Genomic DNA, 22,466 nt, shown 5'->3' on the forward strand with positions numbered 1-22,466 from the left:
ACTGTGGTCGGCGATATCGCGGTTCTCGACGTCGGCAAAACCAACGTCGACCTTTGGGTCGCCCGGCAGGACGGCACATTGCTTGAAAATCGATCCGTTGGAAACGGTGTTCTGAACGGTCCGCCATGGCGTCACCATGACCTGAACAAGCTTGCGATCTGGCTGGGGAATGCGCTTTCCGAGCTTTGCAAGCAGTATCCGATTCAAACCCTTGTCCCGGTTGGGCACGGATCAGGCGGCGTGCTCGTCGTTCAAAATCCCGAGGGAGCGGGCGTGGGCTGTGCTTTGCCGATGATTGATTACGAGCAATCATGCCCGGTTGAGATTGACGACGAATACCGGGCTATGGCCGGAACTTTCGAGGATCGCGGTAGTCCGGTCATGATGGCGTCCACGCATGCGGCGCGTCAGATTCTTTGGATGGAGCGCGCGGATCCAACTGCATTTGGCAGAGCACGGCATTACCTGAACATCGCGCAATTCTGGGGCTGGTGGCTGACTGGCATAGCAGCCTCAGAATACTCTGCAATGGGCGCGCAATCGCATTTGTGGAACGTGCCGCAACGACGCTGGGCACCGATTGTCCAAGACCGGGGCTGGCAAAAGTTGATGCCGGATTTCCGGCCAGCCTGGGCGCCACTCGGACCAGTTCGCAAGGACCTTGCGCGGCGATTTGGCTTGCCCGAAGACATGATCGTTCTGACAGGCGCGCATGACTCGACAGCGAATTTCTTTCGGTATCTTGCCGCCGGAATGACCGACTTTACGCTCGTATCGACCGGAACCTGGGTCGTTGCGTTGTCGAGGGAAGCCGATACGGCGACACTCGATCAGAAACGCGGGACAACGATCAACGCCGATATGGAGGGTAATCCGGTTGGCGGCGCTTTGACGATGGGAGGGCGCGAGTTCTCGGGCATCGCAGGAGCAGAATGGAACGGCCAAATCGCTGCGGCAGATGTTTTGGCCAAGCTGGTTGCACGGGGCACCATGGCTCATCCTAGTTTCGGTCAAAACGAAGGGCAGTTTCCAGGGTCTGCGCGACAGGGCAAAATCTCGGGCCCACCGCCCGAGACACAGGCCGAGCGCACTGCGCTTGCCGTATTGCACGCCGCGATGTTGACGGTAACCTGCGTCGACGTGCTGAAGGGTGGCACGCGGCTGATCCTAGATGGGACGTTCCTGAAAGAGCCGCTCTACGCGCCGTTGGTCGCCGCGCTTTGCCCGGGCAGGCCTACTGAAGCATCGCATGAAACGCAGGGCGTGGTCGCGGGTGCGGTGCGCCTTGCAAACCAAAGGGTCTCGGTGACGCCGCCGTCGCTCTCGCTTGAAACCGTGCAGGCCATCGCGATTCCAGGGCTTGAAGACTATGCCAGTCGGTGGCGCATGGCTGCCGAAAACAAGAGAGGCAGATCATAATGACTGAAAAGGAACTTCGCGAACGCATGATCGACACCTGCCGACAGATGAACGCCACCGGTATAAACCAAGGCACATCCGGCAACCTTTCGGCCCGCTGCGGTGACGGCTTTCTGATCACTCCGTCGTCGCTGCCTTATGACAAGATGCAGCCGGTCGATCTGGTAGAGATGGATTTCTCTGGCACTTATGTCGGGGGCAGACCTTCATCGGAATGGCGGTTCCACCGGGACATCCTTAAGCACCGCGCAGATATCGACATCGTTCTGCATTGCCACTCGGTCTATGCAACCACGCTGGCGTGCCATCACCGGCACATTCCGGCCTTCCACTATATGGTTGGCATTGCAGGGGGGACATCTATTCAGTGTTCCGAATACGCGACCTTCGGAACGCAGGAGCTTTCCGACGCGGCACTTGCCGCGCTTGACGGGCGACGTGCATGTCTGCTGGGCCAACATGGCCAGATCTCGATTGGCAAGACGCTCGACGAAACACTCTGGCTGGCGACCGAGGTTGAGACACTGTCTCGCCTTTACGTTCAAGCGCTGCCGCTTGGCGACCCACCGGTGTTGTCGGATGAGGAAATGCTCCGGGTGATCGATCAGATGAAGCGAATGAGTTATGGCCACGGTCCCGAGCCCGAAGGCAGCAACGACGTCGCGCGGTCACGCGACTAAAATGAAGCGCGGCAGAAACGAACGAGGGTCGAAGAATGCCATGAGTTCTGAAGGTGTAGGCGCCTCTGCTGGCCTTGATGTGCCATTGTGGTATTGGATTACTCGACGCTCTCCCGAAGCGGCAGGGGCCTAACAGTTTCTCAAGTTAGGCGTGGGTCGAATAAGCCAATCACCCTCATTGTGGACAGTACGGGTCTGAAGGTGCATGGCGACAACGGCTGGCACGAAGAAAAGCACGGCACCAGGAAAGCGCGCAAAACATGTCGTCTGAATTGATTGGGTAGGTGACCAGTCCGCCTCAATTCTGATCAATGCAACACGGTCCCTTACTAATTGTCTCAGTTGATCGTCTCACACGATTCAGCATGAAATAAATGAAGACGATCTTGATTGATCGCCAGACACACGTCTGCCCCGGGCTTGATTGGCCAATCCCCGGACATCGTAGCTGTGACGTCACTTCCGCATGCTAGTGTGCACACACATATTGTTTGGTCTCCTAAGCGCTCAACCACCTGCACTATCGCACAGGCTCCTTCACTATTCTCTGATATGCTGACGCTCGCGGGACGAAAGCCGAGCTTCAAAGCCGTACCATATCCAATGCCGACACCGTTTGCCGCAATTGTAAATTCGCCTACATTTGGCGCCGTCACGACAAGAGTCGAATTGGTTTTTTTTATGAGCGTCACATTCAGAATGTTCATGCAGGGTGAGCCAAGAAACTGCGCAACGAACAGGTTTACCGGGTTGGAATACAACTCAATAGGAGCGCCAATCTGCTGAATCGCTCCCTTGTCAATGACTACGATCTTGTCAGCCAACGTCATGGCCTCGGTCTGGTCGTGAGTGACATAGATCATGGTTGCGCCGAGGCGGCGGTGCAGTTTGGCAAGCTCCGCACGCATGCCGACACGTAACGCTGCATCGAGATTTGAAAGGGGCTCATCGAGTAAAAAGACTTTGGGCTCCCGAACGATTGCGCGACCAATCGCGACGCGTTGGCGCTGACCTCCCGATAACTTACCAGGCGTGCGAGCAAGGAGGTGATCGATTTTCAGAATTTGCGCAGCAGCTTTAGTGCGGTCATCACGCTCTGCCTTGGGTGCACGCGAGATCAGCAATGAAAACCCCATGTTGTCTTGCACGCTCATATGCGGATACAGCGCATAGGATTGAAACACCATTGCCACACCGCGCTGCGATGGATCAACGTTTGAGACGTCTACGTCATCGATCAACAATCGGCCCGAGCTAATGTTTTCAAGACCTGCAATTGCTCTTAGCAGCGTGGATTTACCCGACCCGGATGGCCCGACGAAAACCACGAACTCACCATCTTCAATTGACAAGTTTATGTCGTGCAAAACTTCTAATTTCCCAAAGTGTTTGGAAACATTCTCAAGCCTGACACCCGCCACGACGAATTTCCCTCAATTTGATTGATTCAACAGATTTGCCCAGTGTAATTGTGGGAAAAACCTTTGATGCGCGTTTCCTCGATCAAGTCATCAGACAGAACTACAGGATTGCCGATCATCAACGAATTAAAATACTGGTGGGCGATAGTTTCCAGTTCGACAGCACGCCACATCGCATTCGGCAGTGAGTGCCCTGTTGCTATTGATCCGTGGTTGGACAATAGGCAGGCGGAGCGATCTTCTAACGCAGCCAGCGCATTTGTCGAGAGTTCTTCCGTGCCATATGTCGCATAGTCCGCGCACCTAACGTTGATGCCGCCAAATGCGGCGATCATGTAGTGACACGCGGGGATTTCCCGGCGCGAGATTGCCAAACTGGTGCAATACATCGGGTGCACATGAACAATGGCTTCTACGTCCTTTCGTGACAGCATGATGTCAAGATGGAAGCGCCATTCGCTGGAGGGTGCTTTGGGACCAAACCAGGTACCGTATTCTCCATCCATTGGCATTTCAACTATGTCTTCCGCGCTCATTTGGTCGTACGGGACGGATGTGGGCGTGATCAGCATGCTGTTTTCGAAGCGTACGCTGATATTGCCGGAAACGCCTTGATTTAGGCCGTTCTTATTCATCAAAAGACAGTGCTCAATGATAACTTGTCTAATCGAAGAATCTGACATTTCGAAGTTCCTTTTCGAGGCACAAATTCGGTGTTGTGAGTGCGGCAAAGCTGATCATTTGACCGCTCCAATGGTCGCGCCAGCGATAAACTGTCGCTGGAGTGCAAAGAATACGACCATAATAGGTGCAGAAGTGATCAATACTCCTGCGCTGATCATGGTGTAGTTGAGCGTGTAGGTGCCGCCCTGAAGGTAAAACAGACCCAATGTGACTGTGCGCATTTCCGGGTCTTGCAGCAACATCAGTGGGAGCAAGAAATCATTCCAAGAATACATGAACTGAAGCGTAGCCAAAGTCATTGCCGGCGCTGTGCTTATGGGCAACACGACTCGGCGAAGAATTTCGACATCTGTCGCGCCATCAATTCTGGCGGCTTCAATGATTTCTCTAGGAAGTCCCGACATAAACGAGCGCATCAGAAAGACCCCAAACGGCATTCCAACCGCGGCTTGCGCCAACACGAGACCGAAATGTGTGTTCAGCAGGCCCAGTGCAACTTGCAGGTGAAACAATGGAATGACCACGGCCTGAAGCGGCATGATAAGACCCAACAAAAATAGGCCCAGCATTATTCTGCTTCCTTTTAACCGCGCAAAAACCAAACCGTAGGCAGCAAGCGTTGAGCAAGAAACCACAATAAGAACAGTGGGCACAGAAACCATAATTGAGTTGAGATAGTAGGTCTTGAAATTGCCTTGGACCCAAGCGTCAGCAATTTGACTAAATCGCCAGACATCAGGTGGGCGAAGAGGCGCAGCAAAAATCTCATTGTTCGTTTTGAAGGCCATCAGACCAATAATCAGAATAGGGAATAACGTGGCGAGAGCGAAGAAGGTCAGCAATACATGCAAGAGCAAGATGTTGAGCTGCTTTCGTTCAATCAATTTTGACGCTCCCGAAGGGAAACAAGAGCAATAGAAGCCCCGGCCACCAACAGTGTCAGAAGCACGGCAAGCGCCGCTCCATAGCCTTGGCGGCCATTTTCGAAAGACTGCCAATACATGTAGGTGGCAATGACTTCGCTGGCGTGGCTGGGCCCTCCTTTTGTCATGACGTAAACGATATCGAAGACTTTGAAGGATCCGATCACGCTAATCACCACCAGTAATGTCACCTGATTGGACAGGGCAGGTACGGTCACATACCTGAAACGTTGCACTGCACCGGCGCCATCCATCATCGCGGCTTCGATCTGTTCGGGATTGACCGTGCGCAATCCTTGCAAAAAGATAACTGTGCAAAAGCCAAAAAATGTCCAATTGCCTGCCAATACGATCGCAGGTGTCGCAGTGCTGGTGTTGCCAAGCCAGCCTTGTGCGAGCTGGGGGTAACCGATCGCGCGGAAGAATTGGCCAAGAGGTCCGACGAGCGGATTATAGATTAACCCCCAGACCAGCCCGACAACGATCAGGTTGATTACGACGGGTGCAAAAAAAACTCCCGTGTAAACACGCTGCCCGGTTTGAACTTTCGAAAGCATTACGGCGAGGATTAGTCCGAAGAACATCGGCAGAGCGATTGAGGCAACGACCCAGATTCCATTGTTGGTGATCGAAATTCGGAATATGTCGTCGTCAAAGGCGCGTCGGAAATTGTCCAAACCTACAAAGAGTTTAGCCTCGGAAACACCGTTCCACTCGTGAAACGAAAGGACAAATGTCTGAACTAGCGGGTAAAGTAAGAAAGGCAAATATACCAGCAGAGCAGGCCCAAGAAACAAAGCATATCGACCGATGAGGGCAAGAGCCTTTTTGCGCCTGCCCTCATCGAAAGCCTTACTGCTAGAATAGGTCTTTGACTGCATGATTTTTCAGTCAGTTAAGCGATTACTTTGCCTTCCAAATTCGACCTTCGGATTTGGCTGTTTCCCAAGCAGTCTGCTGGGCTTTCGCCACATCTTGTGCGGTTGACGAACCGTCTAACAGCGATTGCGTGCCGGACTTCATTGCGTCGTTCCATTCGGAGGGCATGACCACGTCTAGATTGTAAGACAACGGCAGACTTGCACCCATCACGACACGTTGCATCATAGGACTGAGATCGAAATCCTGTGAGTTAAGATCCGCTATTGGCGGGACGATGCTCGCGTCTTCAAGCCAGCGCTGGCCAGCTTCCTTGCTCATGATGAAATCAAGGAACTCAAGAGCGATGTCTTTGTTGTCCGAGCTTTCCGAAATCGCGAATGTAGAACCGATGCCAGCAGCTGCGCTCAGTGGGAGGTCGTCATTCACAGACGGCAGAAGCAAAAAGTCGATACTTTCCGGATCTGCGACCTGGTCCATCACATCCGCGACCAACCAGGTTCCCGTTATGTTGGTCCCAGCGCGGTTATTGAAGAATAGCGCATTTCCCTCATCGTAGGAAATCGCGTTCGCTGACGGGGTATAAAACCCTTCATCATTGTATTGCTTATAAAGTTCCCATGCAGCAACAACCTCGGGCGCGTCCCAAGTACCGTCGCCAAACAGGATATTGTCAACAAAATCTTTACCAGCCGTGAGGGTCAGGAAGTAGGAAAACAAGTGCCCGCCACGGCCCGGGTCTCGGTTTCCGAATGACACAGGAACCAAACCTGAATCCTTGGCCGCAGTCAGAATTGTGGCGAAATCATCCATAGAATTGAGCGTCAGCAGATTTTCGTTCCCGGCGGCAGAAACGATCAGATTTCCCAGGCCAAGATCATCAAGCAGGTTTTTGTTAAAGTACACATTGGTGTATTCAATTTCATTGGGAACTCCCCAGATGCGATCGTTAAACGTCACGCGTTCGACAGCCCAATCAACAAGTAATTCGTCCCAACCCAGAGTCTCGTATTCATCACTCAGGTCTGCGACGAGCCCGGCATCTACGAGTGGCCCCAAAAACGCCGGCCCAGCATCGTAGTAGAAAAGATCAGGGCCAGAGCCGGAGGCGAGAGCGGTGGGCAGCGTAGCGCGGATTGCATCGGTATCGAGGACGTTCCTTTCAATGTTGACGCCCGGATGCGCCGCTTCGAATTCGGCTACGAAGCTATCCATCAGCGCATTGGGTGCATCCGAAAAAAACTGGTCCCACACGGTAACTACGGTCTTATCCTGAGCTAGCGCAGAACCGGACATGCAAACAACGGCTGCAGAGCCAACCAACCCCGTCAACGTGACTCGTTTCATGTGGTTCTCCTCCATATCGGTGCAATGTAGATCACAGCAGCAGGTACTACCTGCGCTTTACAAAGTTGCGTACTGGGATGATACAGGTCAATACGAATATTTCGTACTGGAATCGGGGCGAAGGAACAAAACACTCTTTCGATAAAACAGGTATCTATTCGCAACCTTTCGTGGCCGCTAAATCGGCAGTACGTTAACGCTTTGAAGCAAGGCTGAACACTTCGTAAGGAAAAGACAGTGGATAAATCGAATCCAGTAAAGGCACTGCAGTCCAGCAACCGTTTCAGTACGAAAGCAGTTCAGCGGTTGGCGGAGTTTGTACTGTCGCATCAAAATGAAATACCTTCGATGTCGATCGCCACCGTTGCTCACGCTGCTAAGGTGAGCCAAACGACAATTGTCCGACTGTGCAAAGACATCGGCTACTCTGGCTATCGTGAGTTTCGCGCTGCAATGGTTGAAAGTCGTGGACAGCGCCGTGGTGCAGATTTGCTTGGTTTGGCGCCTTCAGGGCCGGAAGCACAATCAAAGCAATTTGACGTGATTGCGAGACAAGTCTTGCGTCTGAATGCCGATGCACTTTCCGATACGTTTGGGTTGCTTGACTATGACGTCTTGGAACATGTCATTGAGCAATTTATGTCCGCTACGCACATCCATCTTATTGGATTTGGCAGTTCGTCACCGATAGCAGTGGACATTTATCAGCGGCTCTTGCAATTCGGTCTACCGTCGAGCGTATGTTCCGATCCCCTTGTCGCCTTAACAATATGCAACAATGCCTGTGGGGGGTCTTTGATTTTCGGCATTTCTTACACCGGTGAAACTCGCGATTTGGTTGACTGCCTCAAAACGGCGCGAAAACGTAAGTTGCGCACAATTGCCATGACCAGCTTCGCGTCGTCAGCGGCCGCAGAAGCGGCTGGCACTGTGCTTATCTCAGCACTTAGAGGTCGGCAAACCTCATCGGAATCTGTTTCATCCCGGATCTCTCAGCTTGCAATCATGGATATTCTATTTGTTGGAATCGCACTGCGCTATCCCTCAAAGCTGGAACTGATCGAAAACACAGAACGAAAACTGGAGAAAAAGAGAGTCGCCGCAGTGAGCGACAAAACATGAGCTTACCTTTTTCTCGATCATGTTGGAGGGCATTGTTGCAGGGATCACCATTCCACTGATATCGGATGCGATCTTTCCTTTGAGGATGCTGAAGGTGCCACCCAAATTCGGCGCCAGTCGTCGTCACAAAATCCCGAAACAAAGGCATCGAGTGACCAACTGAGGTTTGAGCAGCCCAAGCCGGCGCGGCATTCGACCGATCGTGATCACCATATTATAGAAAAACCGACACGCGGGCGGATTGCCTGGCAGAAGACCGCCGACTGCAATCTGCGAAGCCGCGTTGAGACACAAATGGGTCGCTGGAAGACCGACATCGGGTCCAAGCTAAAGGCGCTCACCCTCAAAAAACCAGAAAACAGAAGCCAAGATTTGCGTCCGCGCATTGAACTGGATGACGGAACTTGACCGGCCCATTATTTAACGCACCGCCTGAAATCCGTCTGGGGTAGGGCGCATTCCGAACTGCAACTGATCTATGCAACAAGGCCCAACACGTTCACTTTATTCGAAAAGACGCCCGAATTGGGTGCTGGTGTCACCTATCCCGGCCAACCGGAGCATGTGCCAAGCCAGTGCCTGATTGCTCGAAAGAACTGATACTCCCGTTTTTTCTTCCGCCCGAGCGATTACATCGAGGCATCGTAGATTTGTACAGGAGACAACCACTGCATCACAGGGCGCTTGCGCGGTGACATGCTCGATGGCCGCAAGGATCGATGCCTCTGTGATCCGGGCGACGATGCGGTCATTGCCTTCCTCGAACGAGCCGAAACCCGCGATCTCGAACCCGGCTTCCTCGAGCTTTGCACGCATCCCGGCAGACACTTCGGGAATGTAGGGGGTGACGAAACCCAGCCGCTTTGCACCTAGATGCCGTCCCGCGGCGATGATTGCGGCCAGCGGATCGGTGACGTACGCGTCGGGGCATTCGGTCTTGACGGCGCGGGCCACATTCTTTGACCCGATTACGGTCGAGGCCGAGGTGCAGCCGAAGCCGATAGCGTCAAAGCGGAGCGACGGCGGCAAAAGGCGCGCCGACGCCGGCAGGTCTTGTTCCATACGCGCCAGAGTATCGGGGCGGATCTCGGGCACCATTGGGATCCTGCTGTGATAGAGCGCAACCCCAGCGCGGTCCATGATACGGGCAAACTCATGCTCAAGTGTTTCGTCCGTTTCAAGGACGATCACACCAAGATTTGCCCGCGTACCGATGCCACCGTCTGTTTGAAAATCGAGTTTCATAGAGTTACCTCAGATGATTGGAAGCTCGGGTGCGGCGCGCTCGGACAGGAGGTCCGCGCCGCCCGCGCGCACGACGATGTTTTCCTCATGCACCATGATCCGACCCTCGCCGTAGCCAAGCGAAGGCTCAAGGGTCAGCACCATGTTCTCGGTGATCTCGGTTTTGTCCCAGCTGGTGTGTGATGGCCATTCGGTCAGTTGCATGCCAAGACCGTGGCCCAGCCTGCCGACATCTCCGCCCTCATCGTCCAGTTCAGCGATCACATTCTGCATCGCGTGAAAGAGATCGCGGCAGGTGGCACCGGGGCGGGCTGCGGCGATACCTGCTTCGGTTGCGCGCCAGAGCACGTCATAGGCGCGGCGCGACGCGTCATCCGCGCTGCCAATGGCCCAGTTTCGGTCAAAGTCGCAGAAATACCCATCCCAGTTAGCGCCAGTGTCGAGCATCAGGATATCACCGCGCGCCAGCGGGCGGCGCGAGGGTGGAGAAATGACGTCGTGATAGCCACCGTTGTCAGCTCCGCCAACAAGATAAGGAACGTCGTCGGCGCCCTGCGCCAGCCCTTCGCGGCGGCAAGCCCGGAATAAGTCTTCGAGCGGCTGGCCTTCGTGGGCGATTTCAGGCACCCGCGAGAATGTGCGCGACCCGATGGCACAGATATGCGCGAGTTTTTCGATTTCGGCCTCGGATTTCACCATCCTCAAGCCGCGCACGATCTGGGTAGCATCGGCAATCGCGAGCCCTTTCAGGCCAGTCATCAGCCGCTCATAATCACCAAGCGGCATCCTTAAATGGGTCTCATGACCCTTCATCAGCCCGATCGTCTCGCCGCGCTCGGCATAGGGCGTCAAAAGATCGGTCAACAGCCCGATTCCGTCATCAGCAGGTGCAGGCGCGCTCCAAGTCCGGATATCGGTGATCCAGGTGCGGCGCATCAGGTCGGCGCCGATCTCGGGGATGATTGCGATGGGCTTACCTGTTGCGGGGACGAACAAGAACCACGGACGGGTTGGGCTTTGCCAGAAGAGCGTGTGAAACCCACTGAAATATCGCACCTCCGGTTCAGTGGTCAGCAGCAGGCCCGCCATGCCGGTCTGGGCCATCTTTGCCTGCGCTGCCGCCGAGCGGGCGGCAAATTCTTCTTTGTGGAAACCACGCGGTGGGACGTTCATGAATGTTGCTCCTTTCGAAGAGGTAACCGATCCTGGACCAGCCTGACCCAGAAATTTGCACCGATCGGCAACAGGGCATCGTTGAAATCATAGTCAGATGCATGGAGCGGTTGGGCTTGCGGGCCGGTCTCGCCGTTGCCCAGTAACAGGAAACAGCCCGGTACAGCGGAACAGAACTGTGCAAAATCCTCGGAAAAACTCATCGGCGCGCGATCCTGGAGCAGGTCGCAACCGGCGGTTTCGGCAGCGCGATAGACCGCCTCGACCGGTGCTTTGGTGTTGATGGTCTCGACGAACTGGGTGTCGAAGATCACCGAGGCTTCGACACCGTGCGCCGCCGCCACCCCTTTGGTAATCTGGTATATGAATCCTTCGATCGCAATGCGATCCTCGGGCGATCTGGCGCGGAAATCACCCTTGAGCGTGGCGTTTCCCGGCAGAACGTTTCGCTGACCGTCAGTCTGGAATTCGGTGACGGAAATGACCGCGCCAGAGGCGGGCGCGAGTTTTCGCGCCACCACTGTTTGCAGCGCAAGTACAAGCTCGGCACCAACCGTAATGGCATCAACGCCGGTCTGTGGCATCGAGGCATGGCCGCCCCGGCCTTTCACGGCAATTTCGAAAAGCGTTTCGCTGTTGCAAATGATACCGGTCCGCGTCGAGATCTGGCCCGTCGGTGCTCCGGGCAGGTTATGGATCGCATAGATCTCGTCGATCGGAAATTCCTCAAGCACCCCTTCTTCGATCATGGCGCGCGCGCCAAGCCCGTGTTCTTCGTTCGGCTGGAACAGAAAGACCACGGTTCCGTCGAAGGCTGGATTTTGCGCCAGCCGTTCTGCCGCGCCAAGCAACATCGCTGTATGCCCGTCATGCCCGCAGGCATGCATCACACCTAGCGACGTTGAGACATAGTCGTGAACGGATGTTTCGGTGATCGGCAGGGCATCCAAGTCGGCGCGCAATCCAATTGCCTTGTTGCCACCACCGGATCGGAGCACGCCAACAACGCCAGCACCTTCGTGCACCTCGATCCCCAGTGCGCCTAGGCGTTCGGCGATAACCGCCTTGGTTCGCGTTTCCTGAAAGCCAAGCTCGGGATTCCGGTGTAGATCCTGCCGTAGCTCGATCAAACGGGTCTCTAAATCGCTCATTTTGCCATCCGCGTGTGAATTACCTTGGTTGTACACAATGGCATTGCGCGAGTTGCATCAAGTTTCGGTTCCCCAGACAGAAAAATTTGCACCAAAGCGGCAAATCCAGATGGGTTTGCATCCTAGGAACAAGCAACCGCCTGAAGACAGCCGACTCGGCGTTCTGCGATCAATGCAAATGCGGTCCCAAAATAGTTAGATCGGCAGTTCCAGGCCGATCTTCGTGCGATCCATCGCTACAGATGTACGAAACCGACGAACGTTCGAGTTATCGAAGAACAACCGATGGGTCAGATCCTCGAAATCATGCATGTCCCGGGCAACACAGACGAGAATGAAGTCGGCGTCACCAGTCACGTAGTAGCATTGCTGAACCTGCGGTTCGTTTCTGGCACGCTTGCGGAAAACGTCGAGTTGCTGAAGCGATTCCCGGTCGAGCTCAACAAGAACGATAAATGTCATCTTGTAATCGAAACGCGACGGATCGAGTACCGCGACCTCTTTCAGGATCAGGCCGGAATCACGCAACCGCTTCAGCCGTCGCTGCACTGAAGGGACCGAAAGGCTGCATTCCTGAGCGAGCTTTTCAAGCCCGATTCGACAATCCTTCTGAAGCGTTCTCAGGATTGTCGTGTCTGCATCATCAAGTTCAGCGTCCATGAAAAATTCCCGCGGTGAAAGAGGCCGGTGCGAAATTGATTATCGAGAATAGGGACAAAAACGGGAAATAGGAACAGTCGAGTCATGCAAAATCTCTGCTCAAATCTAAAGCGGATAAAAAAACATGACACGTACCGATAACCTCAGCTTTGCACCGGATTTCGACCGTGCCCTGGAGTTCTTTCAGGCACAGGAGAACTATGCCGTTTCACCGCTGATCGAACTCAAAGGCCCCGGTGGCCTGAACGTTTACGCCAAGAATGAAACGCAGCGTATGGGGCTTGGCGCCTTCAAAGCACTGGGCGCCCCTTACGCCGTTGCCCGCGTTCTTGAGGCGGTGTGGCAGGAAAAAACCGGCGAAATACTGTCCGCGGCGCGTATGGGGGATGCCGACATTCGGGATTTTGCAGCGACCCAAACTTTTGTCTGCGCCAGCGCCGGCAATCACGGCATGGGTGTTGCTGCTGGGGCGCAAGCGATGGGGGCCAAGGCGCGCATTCATCTTGCCAAGTCTGTACCCGAGGGATTTGGCGATCGGCTCAGGGCGCTTGGTGCGGAAGTGGTGCGTTCGGGTGACGTCTATGACGAAAGCGTTGCAGCCGCGATCGCCGACGCCGAAACCACAGGTGCCACGCTTTTGGCGGACGGAACATGGCCCGGCTATACCGACATCCCGAAATTGGTGATGGAAGGGTACTGCGTCATCGCCGAAGAGATGCGCCAGCAGTTCCAAGCCTCGGGCCGCTGGCCCACACATGTCTACCTACAGGCTGGTGTCGGCGGACTTGCCGCAGCGATGGCCCACATGATCCGGCTGAACTGGGCCGAACAACCCGAACTGATCGTCGTCGAACCTAATGCCGCCGCTTGTCTGAAGACAAGCCACCTGGCCGGAAAACCAACCCGCGGCGAGGGACCGGAGTCCAACATGGGTCGCCTCGACTGTAAGGAACCTTCGATCGTGGCCTGGGATGTGCTCGAGCGTTGTGACGTGCGCTACGAAACGCTTGCTGAAGAAGAAGGCAAGGCCGCCGCAGAAGCTGTCACTGCACTTGGTATCGCCACCACACCGTCAGGCGCAGCCGGTTACGCAGCCCTGTGCAAGCAAACCACCGAACAAGGGAACGCCAAGGAAACGCGCCCTCTTGTCATTATCTCAGAAGGACTCGCTTGAGCGGGCAAGAAAGGACCAACAGAATGACATCTACTTTCAGCAAGCTTTTTACTTCGGCGCTGCTTGCCGCCGGTCTGTCGACTGCAGCCTTTGCCGACACCTGGAAATTCGCCTCGGAAGAGGACAAGGGTGACGTGCAGGACATCTTCGCTCAGGCGTTTGCCCATAGCATCAAGGAACAGTCCGACGGCGATATCAAAGTGCGCATTTACTACTATGGTCAGTTGGGCACCGAGAACGACATTGTCGAATTGACGTCAAAAGGCACCGTCCAATTCGTGTCGGTCGGCACCGGTCACCTTGGTTCCTATGTGCCCGAGGCGCAGGTTCTCGATCTGCCTTACGTGCTGGGCGGCGATGTTGACGTGATCCGCAAGGTTCTGACAACCAGCCCGACCATCTATCAGGACCTGAGCACGAAGTTTGAGAAAGTGAACCTCAAACTGCTGACTATGATCTCGGAAGGAGATATGGCCTGGGGCGCCAACAAAGCGATCCGCAGCCCGGCAGATTTCGAAGGTCAGAAAATCCGCACCTTCACTTCGACCATTCCGGTCGAAACCTTCAAGGCCTTCGGCGCCAACCCGACACCGCTGTCCTGGGGCGAGGTCTATGGCGCGCTGCAGCTGAAGACCGTCGACGGCATGGTGAACCCGATCTACTTCATCTACAACGCCAAGTGGCACGAAGTTCAGGATTTCCTGATTCTCCCGGGTCAGCTGCCTTATGTCGGCACCGTTTCGACCAACAGCGAATGGTTCAACGGCCTGCCTGCCGATCAGCAGGAAATGGTAACGAAAGCCATCGCAGAAGCCGAACAGGCCGCGCATGACTATCAGATCAAGATCAATTTGGAAAACATGGACAAGATCAAGGCCGAGCGCCCTGATCTGCAGGTCATCGTCCTGACCGAGGAAGAGCGAGCTGTCTTTGAAGCCCAAAGCGGAACGCTGCACGAAACTTTCTATGACGTGGTCGAAAATGCCTATGACGACGCCGAGAAACCTGCGGCGCGCGATGGTGCCAAAAATATCCTCGAGAGCCTGCTTCAGGAGGTCGAAAACGCTTCGTAAAACAAGCTGACATCGCTGGGGGATGCTGCGTTCTGTTCAGACGTCGCGTCCTTCAGTTTTTTGTGGCGCGCCCACCGGCGCGCCAAGGGAGAGAAAACCATGAAGACCGTATTGGTGGCCTTGAGCAAGGGCACTGAATTCATCGAGAAAGTCGTTGTCATTTCGGCCATTTTGCTGATGATGATGAACTCGACCGCCAACGCCATAGGTCGCTATGCCTTTGGCAAAAGCCTGTTCTTTTCCGAAGAATTGAACCAGTTTCTGATCGTCAGCGTGACTTTTTTCGGTTTTGCCTATGCGGTCCGGAAAGGCCGGAACATTCGTATGACGGCGCTCTACGATACCCTAAGCCGCCGGTCGAAAAAACGCGTCCTGACATTGATCTCAATCACCACCAGTCTGCTGCTGGCGTTTCTGGCGTATAAGTCGGTGTTCTACGTGCTCGAGATCAAGGAACTGAACCGCCTGAGTCCGGCGCTGCAATTTCCGGTCTACATCATCTATTCGGTGATCCCGGTCGGGCTTTTCATGGCCAGCCTGCAATACCTGATCGCCTTCATCATGAACGTCACCCACGCCGGCGCCTGGCACTCTTACGAGGTCGAGGACAGCGACGCAGTGGAAATAGGGGTCTGACATGTCGGGAGTCTTCGAATTTCTAGGCGATGTCGCAGCAGGTGACCTGGATATCTACGTCATCACCTTTACCCTTGTGGTGACCATGGTGGTGCTGCTGTTTCTCAGCTATCCCATGTTTGTTCCATTGGCCGTGGCGACACTGATCGGTCTCGTCCATTTTTCGCAGAGCGATACCGGCGTGATCATCCAGCAAATGGTCACCGGCATCTCGCCCAATGCGCTCATCGCTGTGCCGATGTTCATCTTGGCGGCAGATATCATGGCGCGCGGACATACGGCCAACAATCTGCTTGGCCTGATCGAAGCCTATGTAGGTCACCGTCGGGCCGGCCTACCGATCACGGCTTGTATCAGTTGCACGCTTTTCGGCTCGGTCTCCGGATCAACCCAGGCGACGGTGGTCTCGATTGGCCAGATCATGCGGCCAAAGCTGTTGAAAGCGGGCTACAAAGACAGCTTTGTCATGGCGCTGATCATCAATGCCAGCGACATCGCCTTCCTCATTCCGCCAAGCATCGGAATGATCCTCTACGGCACGCTGGCCAATACGAGCGTCGGGGAATTGTTCATCGCGGGGATCGGTCCGGGGGTTGTTCTGGCGGTTCTTTTTTCGGTCTACTGTTACTTCTACAGTGCCATGCAAGGTGACCAGATCGCTCTGGTGCCAAAGAAAACCGGTGCTGAGCGGCGCGCAGCATTCCGCAAGGCCATCCTGCCGCTGGGTTTCCCGCTTCTGATCGTTGGCGGTATCTATTCCGGTGCAGTGACCCCAACTGAAGCGGCATCGTTTTCGGTTCTCTACGCGCTGATCGTCGAATGCGTCATATACCGCGAACTGAAACTCAACGACGTTCTGGACTCGGCGCTCAGCACCGGACTGATTACGGCAGTCGTGTTTATCCTTGTCGGGATCGGTCAGGCGTTTTCCTGGTACATTTCGTTCGAACAGATCCCCCTAGGCCTGTTGGAGCCGCTCAATCTCGAAGGCGCGTCCAACGAGTACATTCTCTTCATCATCGCCCTTTGTTTCTTCGTGGGCTGCATGTTCGTCGACTCGCTGGTCGTGCTTGTCATCCTGACCCCGATCTTCGTACCCATCGTCGATGCCTCGGGGCTTGATCCAGTTCTGGTCGGTGTGATGGTCACGCTGCAGATGGCCATCGGTTCGGCGACACCACCGTTCGGCTGCGATATATTCACAGCCATCGCGATCTTCAACAGGCCTTACCTTGAAGTAATCCGGGGAACTTTACCGTTCTTCGCAATTCTGGCCCTGATGACGGCGTTGCTGATCTTTTTCCCGGGCATCGCATTGTTCCTGCGAGATCTCGCGGCGTTCTGACAATGCTGAAGGCTGATGAGCACTTGTTGAGGGACCGGGCGCGCCAACAATTCGGCGCGCCCGGTCCTTTTCACTGCGCAAAGAGGAATTGCCAGGCCCAGACGGTTCAGGTCTCTGCTCCGGTCACAAATCACGCCGATTTCATCTGGCGACAGGATAACAAAGACATCAATCTCGAGATCAGATAGCGGGCTTGAAAACGCGGCCCCATCAATGCGCGCTTCTTCTAGATTCCTGATTCCCCTCCAGAATGAAGAAATTATGCGCCTGATCTCGCTTGAGGACGGAGAGACGTTTTATCCATGAAAAACAACGCCCTGGAAAAAGATACTTCAATAATATTGCCTGAAATCAATAACTTGCTTATGAAACATACAGCAGCTTCGTTACGATAACCCCAACATGATCTCGTTCAAAACTCTGCGACAGATCCAACAATGGGAGCCATTTCAGTCGATCGGGTTGACCAATCGCTCGCGATCCAAAAGCGCTCTTTCACGACGGGCGATTGCGCGTGCCTTTGCAGTCCGCTTGCGCCGGTCCGTGCGCGGTGCCTCGCTGCCGGTTGTTGCCAGGAACGCATTGGCAAGCTTTTGAAGGGCAGGGATGCGGGTGCTCGCGTCGACCAGGATTTCGATGATGGCGCAGATTGCCATAACTTCATCCGCAGTGCCTCGCAGACGAATGTAATCCTGCGAGATTGCCTCTGAAACTTCCATGTATCCCAGAAGAAGCGCAGTCACGGTCTGTCTGTCGGTCGAGCCGTTGGGGTTTTTCAGGTTGGCTGATGCGCGCAATCGGGTGACCCGCAGCACGTCCTTGTGAAAGCGCAAGGCGACGCGATCGCCATCAAGAACCATTCGTGAAATCTGGCCGTTGGCGAGTTTGCGGATGGCCCGGGCGCGGTGCGGCTCGACCTCTTCCAACGCGGTATAGAGCGCGATGATCCAATCGCGCAGATGGCGGGGGCTATTCGACATATTCAAACACCCCCACACCTTCGGCGCGTAACAAGCCTTGATCCAGTGTGGCAACCAGTTTGCAACGACCCGCCAGTTCGTTAATGAACCCCGCGCCTGGACGCATCGGGTCGGACAGCAAAAGTTGCGCCGCCGTGCCCGTCTCGAACTCCAGCTCAAAACGGGCGATCGGGCTGTCGGCGCGCAAAGTTACAGTTTGCGGCAGATCGGGCGATCGGCGGTCCGGGTAAATGGCGGCCAGAGAACCAGGCAGGCGGCGAACTGTTCGCGTCGGTGCCCCCTGATAGGATAACGCAATCTGGTTTGGCGTGAAGCCGTAGACGCGGCGGTCCTGGACGAGAAAGACATGCGGCGGTTGTCGGTTGAAGTGGGCTTTGTCGGTGCCTCTGGCGGCAACGATTGTTATATCGTCGCCAAGCACCCATGCGCCCCATTCCCAAGCAACATCCTCGCCCCAGAACCAGCGGCCCCAGTTGTGATCATGATAGCCGCGCGCATCGTTGAGTGCGATTTCCTCACCGTCGATCTTCAGAGAGCCGGAGATGGAAAGGACAGGTACCGCGCTCCACCCGATCCAGCCGCTGCCGAATTCTGCGGTCAGATCGAGGCCTGCGGCGGGAAGCAGCGGGTGGGCGACCAGATCGGCCTCAAACCCGTCCTCGGGTCGGTCGACGCGGGCGTGAAGTGCTGAGCCATCGCGTGTGACGGCAATGGAGAGTGTGCTGAGAAAGATGGCTTGCGTTTCGACGGTGCTATTGGCGAAGGCAGCTACCTCGACGCCGCCGATCCAGTCACCATCGGCCGCGCTTGCCAGAGCCACGCCAACCACCCGGGCGCGGCTGTCCCAGGGCGCGCCGTGCAATGACAGGTTTATCAGAACGACACGCCCACTCTCTGGCAGAAAGATGTTGAGATGAAACCAATCCTTGTAGGCCGCCGCAGTGGGATCGCCTATGACAGGCGGGCGGAGCGTATCGAAACGAGTCACCGCAGAATCGGGCCGCTATGAACAGCATCGCCGGGCTCGACCGTGTTCCCGTCCGGCGCGCTGCGCGCAAGGGCTTCAATTGATTGCACGATCTCGCGCGAATGAATCCAGAGCCCCATCAGCGTATCGATGAAGGTGATCGCCGCCGGCACCGTTTTGCTGTGATGCACCTTGTTTTCCAGCGGGGCCGGAACGTTTTCGATGGTTTCGGCAAGGTCATCGGCCAGCAATAGCGCCAGATCGTTGCGGACATGATCGAGCACCGGAGCCGCCGGCATCCCCTCGGTCCAACCGGTCACGCGCAGGGCACTCCACAGCAATTCGCCATTGTCTTTGACTGCGCTGGCCTCAAGCGCGCGTCGGATGCGCGCGCCCTCGGCGGTCTTGGAGATCTCGCGACCGGCTTCGGCGAGACCGGCGAGGGTTGATCCGATAACACTGACGCCGGAGGTGTAATGCAGCGTGATCAGACGGCTGGCAAGCGAAGCGAAGAGGCTTGCCGTGGTGCGCCCCGCATCTTCCGGTGGGTCAATGAGGCGAATATTCGCACTGTTGGGCATGAATCAGCTCCTCAAGAGGCTTTGGTGGATTTGGCGGTCTTGCGCGCGCGCTTTTTGGCTGGGGTCTTCTTGTCCGCGGTCGTTTTGCGTTTCGCGGCGGCGGTGCGCGTGGTTTTGGCGACCGTGACCTCCAAAGGCACAACCCCATCGCTGCAGCCATAGATCATCACGGCCCCGCGATAGACACCCACAGGCATGTCTGCGGGGGCATCCAGCACAAGGGCGAACTCTAGAACCTCATCGGTCGCCAGAAGTGCCGTGGGCGGTGAGAATGCGGTCTGCGCGAACCAGGTCGCGCCGGTCTCTGACACCAATGGAGTTATCATCGGCGTGACCATGCTGTGCACGCGTTGGCGGTTCTCGACATTCACCGTCGCCTTGGCCTGACCTCCAGGTCGCATTTTCAGCTCGATCGTACTGCCCTCAACCTGCTGCACAACCGTGCCCGGCGTGACCGGCCCCACGATCCCTTGCAACTGCCGCAGATACTGCATCGTGGCCTCGCTGAGGCTTTGTTGAAACGCGCTTTGCAGCTTCATCAGCTCTTCAAACGGGCTGGATGGGACGCTTCCGTGATCGTGGTCATGTGGCATCTGTCGTCCTCACTTCAATCTTGCAATTACATATCTGAGCACTTCGCGCAGGAACTGGCGGTGGCGAGTTTCGGGCATGAAACTCAGGCCCTCCGCCTCGAATTTAAGCGCCCGCGTGATGAAATCCTGCGCTAATTCGCGCCCGTGATCGATCGAGCCTGCGTCATGCATGGCCTGCAACAGCCAGCGCACCTCGTCGGGCTCTTTTTCTACGCGCGGCAAGGTCAGCAACCGGATGGCGCGTGCGCGCTGACGCTTGGGGGCTGTGCGTAGGAAATGCAGCAACATGACGGTGCGCTTTCCCTCGTAGAGGTCGCCACTGATTTCTTTACCATAGAGCACCTCGTCGGCGGTGAGGTTCAGCAGATCGTCCTGCACCTGAAAGCCGATCCCGGCCAGATAGCCAAGCTCCATGATATCGATCAGTGCCTCTTCCAGATCGGCCACAATTGACGGGCCGGACCCAGCCACTATCCCAAGCCGCAGCGGCGCTATCATCGTGTACCAGCAGGTCTTCTTGTAGGCCATGCGCAGGTAATCTTCGGTCTCCAGATCGAAGCGCGCGTTGCGAATCCAGTCCAGCTCGATGGCTTGCCCTTCGACGGATTCGCGGCTGAGACGCTCGAATTCCTTCAGAATTCGAAGCGCTTTGCGCACGCCGAGCTGTTCGACATTGTCCAGCAACAGCGAGAGACAGAACACGAAGGTCGCGTCGCCTGTGTTGATCGCGATGGGAACGCCGTGGCGACGAAACAGCGTCTCATCCCCGCGGCGAAAGTCCGATACATCCTCGATATCGTCATGCACGAGCGCGCCATTGTGGAAGAGCTCTATGGCAGTGGCGGTGTTCTCGGCCTGCGCTTGTGTCCCGCCCATGGCCTGACAAGCGGCATAGACCAGCGCCGGGCGCAAGCCCTTGCCCACGCGAAAAGGATAATCACTGATCTGGTCGTAAAGCACATCCATCCCCGTTTCACGGCGCGCGTCGAAAAAGCGGGTCATTGCCTTTTCGGTCCGAGCCCGCGCGGCTTTGAGGACCTGCTCGATGAGGGCCCGATCGTAGCCCGGATCATTCAAATCGGCTTCTGCGCGCAAGCGATTCCGAAACCGGGAACAAGGTCAATCCAGCCCGTGTTTTCGAACCCTGCCGCCTCAAAAAGAGCCATGAATTGTTCGGGCGTGTGAAACCCGATCCAGCCGGGATCGGCCCAGAGCGCCAGACCCGAAGAACGCTTTACGAACCACTCGGGCCCGGCGTCGATCACCGTGTAATATCCGCCGGGTCGTAGGGCCCGGAAGATCTCACCGGTGGCGGCAGGCGGATCAGGGTAGTGATGATGCGCGAGGCAGGAATAGACTAGATCGAACTGGCCGGTGAAACCCTCAGGCAGATCTCCTACGTCGGACTGGAAAAAGGCGGTATTGTCGAAGGCCTTGGCGCGGGCGGACTTGTGGGCGGCATTCACCATGCCGGCGGCCAGATCAATGCCCACCGCTTCGCCGTCGGGCACCAGACGCGACAGGCGGCATAGTTCGCGCCCGGCGCCGCAACCGGCATCGAGCAGACGGTAATCCGGTTTGATATAGGCCGAAAGCTCCGCAACGGCAGCGTTCATGATCGGGGTTGAGAACGGCCGCACATAGGCGTCGTAAATTTCACCCATGCGGTCGAATTCGGAAACCAACGGATCGTTTGCGGTAGGGCGACCCAAAAGGACCGGGCGGTCATAGGTCTTGCAGAAATGCTGGCCCAGGCCATCGCGGTTCAGAGGCTCGGGCAGTGTGCCCATGCTCGTCCGTTCGATCAGCCCAGCGTTTCGCCCCTGCTCATAGGGTTTCATCACCAGGGCGGAGTAGAGGTGCATCGCCTGCACCAAAACGCCTTCGGCCACGATGCCTCCCGGTGCGCTCATGACTTCTTCGCTTTCGCGCTTGCCGGCGCTGGTAGGCGGCGCAAGACAACCGGGATCTCACGATTGCCGAAGGGGTGAATGCTGACCGAGCCGTGGATGTCCTGATCCAATTTCATCTTGCCACTTGGTTTTCCCTTAAGCGTGAACACCGCCTCTTCGCCATGTGCCACCATGCGCCCTGCGGGCTCGACCTTCACGCCCACGGCTGCGAGGCCGTCTGAAACGGCAGGGTCCGCAGCAACCTCCTTGCCGGTTTTATTGGTTACGGCAAAGCTGGCCGAGGCGACCTTGTTGGCCTGCGCAGCCAGGATCAGCGGCTGTACCGCCGGGGCTGCTGGGGCGGGTCTCTGCGCAGGTGGCGGGCTATTCTCCACCCCCTTTTCAGCGAGTTCGCGCAATGCGCCCAGATAGTCGCGGGTCACATCGAACAGCCCGCTGTAATACTTCATGTTCAGGCGCATGGCCTGACCAAAGAGGTCCTTGAATTGCGAGTTTGACAT

General features: G+C 56.1%; 24 protein-coding genes. 8 read left to right on the forward strand and 16 right to left on the reverse strand.

Features of this window, described 5'->3' with window-relative positions; translation table 11 throughout:
* The first annotated feature begins 3 nt into the window (after positions 1 to 3).
* The 3 genes from AB1E33_RS23640 to AB1E33_RS23650 all read left to right on the forward strand — a co-directional run bounded on the left by AB1E33_RS23640 (position 4) and on the right by AB1E33_RS23650 (position 2,375).
* Complete coding sequence (locus AB1E33_RS23640) at positions 4 to 1,419, forward strand: FGGY family carbohydrate kinase (RefSeq protein ID WP_372579726.1); 1,416 nt, start codon at positions 4 to 6, stop codon at positions 1,417 to 1,419.
* Entirely contained in the window at positions 1,419 to 2,099 is a 681-nt protein-coding gene (locus tag AB1E33_RS23645; RefSeq protein ID WP_372579694.1) for a class II aldolase/adducin family protein, read from the forward strand. Before AB1E33_RS23640 ends, AB1E33_RS23645 begins: the two co-directional genes overlap by 1 nt.
* 87 nt (positions 2,100 to 2,186) lie before the next feature.
* Positions 2,187 to 2,375: a transposase gene (locus tag AB1E33_RS23650; RefSeq protein WP_372579695.1), complete on the forward strand. Its 189-nt coding sequence runs from the start codon at positions 2,187 to 2,189 to the stop codon at positions 2,373 to 2,375.
* Positions 2,376 to 2,437: 62 nt separating this feature from the next.
* On the opposite strand, the gene AB1E33_RS23655 is transcribed toward AB1E33_RS23650, so the two are convergent.
* From AB1E33_RS23655 to AB1E33_RS23675, 5 genes are read right to left on the reverse strand one after another with little or no spacing between them, the layout of a single operon-like run.
* The gene (locus AB1E33_RS23655) at positions 2,438 to 3,520 is read right to left on the reverse strand and encodes an ABC transporter ATP-binding protein (RefSeq protein WP_372579696.1); all 1,083 of its coding nucleotides are present in this window, start codon (positions 3,518 to 3,520) and stop codon (positions 2,438 to 2,440) included.
* Between the two features lie 26 nt (positions 3,521 to 3,546).
* Complete coding sequence (locus AB1E33_RS23660; RefSeq protein WP_372579697.1) at positions 3,547 to 4,203, reverse strand: class II aldolase/adducin family protein; 657 nt, start codon at positions 4,201 to 4,203, stop codon at positions 3,547 to 3,549.
* A gap of 54 nt (positions 4,204 to 4,257) precedes the next feature.
* The gene (locus AB1E33_RS23665; protein WP_372579698.1) at positions 4,258 to 5,088 is read right to left on the reverse strand and encodes a carbohydrate ABC transporter permease; all 831 of its coding nucleotides are present in this window, start codon (positions 5,086 to 5,088) and stop codon (positions 4,258 to 4,260) included.
* The gene (locus tag AB1E33_RS23670) at positions 5,085 to 6,008 is read right to left on the reverse strand and encodes a carbohydrate ABC transporter permease (protein WP_372579699.1); all 924 of its coding nucleotides are present in this window, start codon (positions 6,006 to 6,008) and stop codon (positions 5,085 to 5,087) included. The genes AB1E33_RS23665 and AB1E33_RS23670 overlap by 4 nt, the downstream gene beginning before the upstream one ends.
* A gap of 22 nt (positions 6,009 to 6,030) precedes the next feature.
* Positions 6,031 to 7,353 (reverse strand): ABC transporter substrate-binding protein, encoded by a 1,323-nt coding sequence (locus AB1E33_RS23675; RefSeq protein ID WP_372579700.1) that lies wholly within the window; start codon positions 7,351 to 7,353, stop codon positions 6,031 to 6,033.
* 237 nt (positions 7,354 to 7,590) lie between these two features.
* On the opposite strand from AB1E33_RS23675, the gene AB1E33_RS23680 reads away from it, so the two are divergent.
* Positions 7,591 to 8,475 carry a MurR/RpiR family transcriptional regulator gene (locus tag AB1E33_RS23680; protein WP_372579701.1) on the forward strand — a complete coding sequence of 295 codons (885 nt, stop codon included), beginning with the start codon at positions 7,591 to 7,593 and terminating at the stop codon, positions 8,473 to 8,475.
* 504 nt (positions 8,476 to 8,979) lie between these two features.
* Here the strand turns inward: AB1E33_RS23680 and AB1E33_RS23685 are convergent.
* The 4 genes from AB1E33_RS23685 to AB1E33_RS23700 form a co-directional block, all read right to left on the reverse strand.
* Positions 8,980 to 9,720 carry a maleate cis-trans isomerase family protein gene (locus AB1E33_RS23685; RefSeq protein ID WP_372579702.1) on the reverse strand — a complete coding sequence of 247 codons (741 nt, stop codon included), beginning with the start codon at positions 9,718 to 9,720 and terminating at the stop codon, positions 8,980 to 8,982.
* A 9-nt stretch (positions 9,721 to 9,729) separates the two neighbouring features.
* Complete coding sequence (locus tag AB1E33_RS23690) at positions 9,730 to 10,893, reverse strand: M24 family metallopeptidase (protein WP_372579703.1); 1,164 nt, start codon at positions 10,891 to 10,893, stop codon at positions 9,730 to 9,732.
* Positions 10,890 to 12,044, reverse strand: coding sequence for an amidohydrolase (locus AB1E33_RS23695; protein WP_372579704.1), 1,155 nt, complete (start codon positions 12,042 to 12,044; stop codon positions 10,890 to 10,892). The genes AB1E33_RS23690 and AB1E33_RS23695 overlap by 4 nt, the downstream gene beginning before the upstream one ends.
* A 195-nt stretch (positions 12,045 to 12,239) precedes the next feature.
* Positions 12,240 to 12,704 (reverse strand): Lrp/AsnC family transcriptional regulator, encoded by a 465-nt coding sequence (locus tag AB1E33_RS23700; RefSeq protein ID WP_372579705.1) that lies wholly within the window; start codon positions 12,702 to 12,704, stop codon positions 12,240 to 12,242.
* A gap of 124 nt (positions 12,705 to 12,828) precedes the next feature.
* Between AB1E33_RS23700 and AB1E33_RS23705 the strand changes: the two genes are divergently transcribed.
* The 4 genes from AB1E33_RS23705 (at position 12,829) to AB1E33_RS23720 (ending at position 16,932) form a co-directional block, all read left to right on the forward strand.
* Entirely contained in the window at positions 12,829 to 13,878 is a 1,050-nt protein-coding gene (locus AB1E33_RS23705; protein WP_372579706.1) for a pyridoxal-phosphate dependent enzyme, read from the forward strand.
* A gap of 23 nt (positions 13,879 to 13,901) precedes the next feature.
* Positions 13,902 to 14,951 carry a TRAP transporter substrate-binding protein gene (locus AB1E33_RS23710; RefSeq protein WP_372579707.1) on the forward strand — a complete coding sequence of 350 codons (1,050 nt, stop codon included), beginning with the start codon at positions 13,902 to 13,904 and terminating at the stop codon, positions 14,949 to 14,951.
* A 99-nt stretch (positions 14,952 to 15,050) separates the two neighbouring features.
* A complete protein-coding gene (locus AB1E33_RS23715; RefSeq protein ID WP_372579708.1) occupies positions 15,051 to 15,587 on the forward strand; it encodes a TRAP transporter small permease in 537 nt (178 codons plus the stop codon).
* A gap of 61 nt (positions 15,588 to 15,648) precedes the next feature.
* Positions 15,649 to 16,932 (forward strand): TRAP transporter large permease, encoded by a 1,284-nt coding sequence (locus tag AB1E33_RS23720; protein ID WP_372579727.1) that lies wholly within the window; start codon positions 15,649 to 15,651, stop codon positions 16,930 to 16,932.
* 449 nt (positions 16,933 to 17,381) lie between these two features.
* Here AB1E33_RS23720 and AB1E33_RS23725 read toward each other — a convergent pair whose 3' ends face one another.
* The 7 genes from AB1E33_RS23725 to AB1E33_RS23755 all read right to left on the reverse strand — a co-directional run bounded on the left by AB1E33_RS23725 (position 17,382) and on the right by AB1E33_RS23755 (position 22,466).
* A complete protein-coding gene (locus AB1E33_RS23725; RefSeq protein ID WP_372579709.1) occupies positions 17,382 to 17,912 on the reverse strand; it encodes a hypothetical protein in 531 nt (176 codons plus the stop codon).
* Positions 17,902 to 18,900 carry a hypothetical protein gene (locus AB1E33_RS23730; RefSeq protein ID WP_372579710.1) on the reverse strand — a complete coding sequence of 333 codons (999 nt, stop codon included), beginning with the start codon at positions 18,898 to 18,900 and terminating at the stop codon, positions 17,902 to 17,904. Before AB1E33_RS23730 ends, AB1E33_RS23725 begins: the two co-directional genes overlap by 11 nt.
* Positions 18,897 to 19,460 carry a hypothetical protein gene (locus AB1E33_RS23735; protein ID WP_372579711.1) on the reverse strand — a complete coding sequence of 188 codons (564 nt, stop codon included), beginning with the start codon at positions 19,458 to 19,460 and terminating at the stop codon, positions 18,897 to 18,899. Before AB1E33_RS23735 ends, AB1E33_RS23730 begins: the two co-directional genes overlap by 4 nt.
* A gap of 11 nt (positions 19,461 to 19,471) precedes the next feature.
* Positions 19,472 to 20,053 (reverse strand): hypothetical protein, encoded by a 582-nt coding sequence (locus AB1E33_RS23740; protein ID WP_372579712.1) that lies wholly within the window; start codon positions 20,051 to 20,053, stop codon positions 19,472 to 19,474.
* 9 nt (positions 20,054 to 20,062) lie between these two features.
* Positions 20,063 to 21,055, reverse strand: coding sequence for a polyprenyl synthetase family protein (locus tag AB1E33_RS23745; RefSeq protein ID WP_372579713.1), 993 nt, complete (start codon positions 21,053 to 21,055; stop codon positions 20,063 to 20,065).
* Positions 21,056 to 21,126: 71 nt separating this feature from the next.
* Positions 21,127 to 21,966 (reverse strand): class I SAM-dependent methyltransferase, encoded by an 840-nt coding sequence (locus tag AB1E33_RS23750; RefSeq protein ID WP_372579714.1) that lies wholly within the window; start codon positions 21,964 to 21,966, stop codon positions 21,127 to 21,129.
* Positions 21,963 to 22,466, reverse strand: coding sequence for a hypothetical protein (locus AB1E33_RS23755; RefSeq protein WP_372579715.1), 504 nt, complete (start codon positions 22,464 to 22,466; stop codon positions 21,963 to 21,965). Before AB1E33_RS23755 ends, AB1E33_RS23750 begins: the two co-directional genes overlap by 4 nt.

The organism is Ruegeria hyattellae (genome assembly GCF_041537925.1).
Taxonomy (GTDB): Bacteria; Pseudomonadota; Alphaproteobacteria; order Rhodobacterales; family Rhodobacteraceae; genus Ruegeria_C.